Raw genomic sequence first — 3,415 nt, forward strand, 5'->3', positions numbered from 1 at the left:
ATCATGCCGATGAAGAAGACGACCTCTTTCCGGCGTTGATCGAGTCGATGGCCGGATCGGACGCGATCTGCCTGCGCGACATGATCGATGGGCTGACGGCCGATCACCGCGCGCTGGCAGCCTGCTGGCGACACCTGCGCGCCATCCTCGAAAGGATCGCAGCCGGCGAGCGCGTGCCGTTGCTTTTTGACGATGTCGAGGCACTGGCAGTTCGCTATGAACGCCACATCGAGCGCGAGGAAAAGGAACTCTTGCCCATGGCGGCGCGCTTGTTGAGCGACGATGATCTCGCTCGCATCGGACGCGCGATGCGCGCGCGCCGGGGAATCGACGAGGCTTAGGCGCCGGCCCCCGGCACGCGAACGCAATTCCCGGCTGCCGACAATCGCCGGCGTCTCCTTTGCTCGTCTGCAGCGGATCAAGCCGCCCGCCCCTCGCCGGCTTCCTCATAGGTGCGCCCGTCACGAATGTGATAAATCCGCCGGAAGGTTGGGATGATCTTTTCGTCGTGAGTGACGACGATGATCGCCGTCGAAAAGCGCTTCGCCATCTCGTTCAGGATACGAACCACGGCCAATGCGCGCTCGCTGTCGAGCGGAGCCGTCGGCTCATCGGCGAGGATGATCGGCGGCTGGTTGACCAGTGCGCGGGCGATCGCCACCCGCTGCTGCTCACCACCGGAAAGCTGCGGCACCCGCGCCTGGGCGCGATGACCGACATCCAGCGCTGCAAGCATCGCGCGCGCCCGGTCGCGCGCCCTGGCGTTGGACATGCCGGCCAGCATCGGCAGCAACGCGACATTGTCGGTGACGTCGAGAAACGGAATCAGATGCGGCGCCTGGAAAACGAAGCCGATGCGATCGCGCCGCAACGCGCGCAAATCGCTGACCCGCCAGCCGTTGTCGTAGATCGCCTCCCCGGCGAGCGCCATACGGCCCGAGGTCGGTTCGATCACCGCGCCCAGGCATTTCAGCAGCGTGCTCTTGCCCGAACCGCTGGGGCCGATCAGCCCGACGACCTCGCCGGGCTGGACGATCATGTCCACGCCCTTCAGTGCATCGACCGCGGCATCGCCAACGCCGTAGCGTTTGGTCAGGCCGCTGATTTCGATCGCTGCAGCCATCTATCCGCCGATCGCCGTCGCCGGGTCTACGCGCAGCGCGGCACGGATGGCGACGATGCTCGCCAGCGCACAAATCACCACTACCAGCAATGCGCCCAGCAGCGCGTCGCCCGGGAGCAGCAAGACATATTTGGGGAAGATCGGTGCCCACAGCGTTGCTGCGGTCTTGCCGACGATGAAGCCGATCGCACCCAGGCCAAGCGCCTGCTGCAGGATCATCGCGGAGATGGTCCGGTTGCGCGCGCCGATCAGCTTGAGCACGGCGATCTCGCGTACCTTGTTCAGGGTCATGGTGTAGATGATGAAAGCGACGATGGCCGCACTGACGATGGCCAGGATGACCAGGAACATAAAGATCTGTTTTGCCGAGGTGGCGATCAGCTTGGCAACGAGGATTTCGTCCATATCGGCGCGGGTATACGCTTCGAGGTGCTTCCAACGCCTGATTTCGCTGGCCACGACCGCTTCGTCGGCGTGCCGCGCGAGCCGCAGCATGACCACATTCACTGTCCGGCTGTTGGCTTGGCTGGCCTGCACCGCCTCGAGTAATCCCGGCACAGCGGGGCGGTTGAATGCCGGATTGGCTGCGATGCGCGCGCGCTCGTTGAGCAGCGCGTCGTTGTCCTTGAGGAACTGCACTTCCTGCGCATCGCGCAGCGGGACGAAGACCATCGGGTCGCCGCCCGACGATACCATGCGGCGGGTCAGCCCGACCACGGTATACTCATGACGCCGGATGCGAATGCGTTCGCCGAGGCTGAAGCCGCTCTTGATATCGGCGATCGCCTCGTAGTGCGAACGCGTGACTGGACGCCCAGCAACGAAGTAGCCAGGCTCGCCGGGGTGCCCTGGCTGAAAGCCGACCAGCATCACGCGTACGTTGCCGCCCTGGTGTTCGATCTGCATCGTCAGATAGGTGACGTTGCCGGCTTCGACCACCCCCTTGACGCCGAGCAAGGCGCGATAGGCGTCGTCGCGCACATTCGACGGCTCGGCGTAGGGGCCAAGTGTGTCGCGCTGCACGACCCAGAGATCGGCCCCAGCATTGCCCAGCAGGACGCGTCCGTCATCGACCAGTCCGCGATAGATCCCGGCCATCGACAGCGTGACGCCGATCAGCAAGCCGAGCCCGAGGCCGGTGAAGACGAACTTGCCCCAGCCGTTGAGGATGTCGCGACCGGCGAGATTGATCATCGCCTGGCACCGACGATGGCGACGACGACCCTGACTTTCGCGTCGGGCTGCAATGCCTGCTCGCTGTGTACGACAACTTCGTCGCCGACTGCCAGACCAGCAAGAATCTGGCTGCGGCCATCCAGGGTGGAGATGCCGACCTCGACCGGGTGAAACGCGACGCGCCCGTCCTTGATGCGCCATACGCCGTCCTTTCGGTCCACACGCTTCACCGCCGCCGCCGGCAACCAGGGTGCATCGGGCAGTTCAGCGGTGCCGATGGTCACCTCGACCAGATCTCCGATCGACAGTGCGTCGGGAATCGCCGCGAAGGCGACATTGACGATCCGCTCTTCGGCGACCGAATCGCTTAGCCAATCGACGCGCCGGACTTCGCCCGGGTAGACACGCTTGGCATCCGAGCGCAGCACGATCTCGGCTGACTGTCCAACGCGCACGCCGCCGGCCTGGCCCTGGTCGATGCGCGCCCTGACCCACAGGCTCGCCGGGTCAATGACCTGCAGCACGGCCTGCCCGGCAACGATCGTCGATCCCGGTTCGAACAGTCGCGCACTGACGATGCCATCGACGGGACTCACCAGCAGTGCCTGCGCGCGCAGCTTGCCGACACCGGCGACATCGGCCAGCGCGCGTTCGTGATCGCGCTGCGCCGCCGCCAGTTGGGCGGCAGTGGCGTCCACTACCGCCGTCGCGGCATTGGCTTCTTGCTGCTTGGCGTCGGTCGCCTCTTGGCTGAAGAAACCGCGTGCGCGTAGTTCGGCGGAACGACGCGCACTGGCGACCGCGACCAGCGCACGGCTCTGCGCCGCGACCAGCTCAGCTTGCGCCGCGCGCACAGCGCTTGCGGCACGTTGTGCGACGATTCGGCCGCTCGCGACGCGATCGTCGAGGTCCACCGGATGGAGTTCGGCAAGTAGTTGCCCGGCCGCGACGGCATCGCCTTGGTCAACCAGCACGCGCGCCACACGGCTGGCCGTCGTCGGACCCAGAGCATAGCTGCGGCGAGCCTCGACTGTGCCGATGCCGAAGGTGCTCTCCAGCAACGGCCCCAGCTGCACCTTGGCCAAAGTCACCCTGGTTGGCGCCAGCGGTCCCTGG

Annotated in this window: 4 protein-coding genes; 1 reads left to right on the forward strand and 3 read right to left on the reverse strand. The window is 65.8% G+C overall.

Features of this window, described 5'->3' with window-relative positions; translation table 11 throughout:
* A partial coding sequence (locus RKP46_RS14045) for a hemerythrin domain-containing protein (RefSeq protein ID WP_311107209.1) occupies positions 1–341 on the forward strand: 341 nt, incomplete at its 5' end.
* Positions 342–418: 77 nt separating this feature from the next.
* On the opposite strand, the gene RKP46_RS14050 is transcribed toward RKP46_RS14045, so the two are convergent.
* From RKP46_RS14050 to RKP46_RS14060, 3 genes are all read right to left on the reverse strand, one after another.
* A complete protein-coding gene (locus RKP46_RS14050) occupies positions 419–1,123 on the reverse strand; it encodes an ABC transporter ATP-binding protein (protein ID WP_311107210.1) in 705 nt (234 codons plus the stop codon).
* Positions 1,124–2,317 carry an ABC transporter permease gene (locus RKP46_RS14055; protein ID WP_311107211.1) on the reverse strand — a complete coding sequence of 398 codons (1,194 nt, stop codon included), beginning with the start codon at positions 2,315–2,317 and terminating at the stop codon, positions 1,124–1,126. It abuts the gene before it with no gap.
* On the reverse strand, positions 2,314–3,415 hold a 1,102-nt coding region (locus RKP46_RS14060), incomplete at its 5' end, for an efflux RND transporter periplasmic adaptor subunit (protein WP_311107212.1). The genes RKP46_RS14060 and RKP46_RS14055, both read right to left, overlap by 4 nt.

Source organism: Accumulibacter sp., assembly GCF_031732815.1.
Taxonomy (GTDB): Bacteria; Pseudomonadota; Gammaproteobacteria; order Burkholderiales; family Rhodocyclaceae; genus Accumulibacter.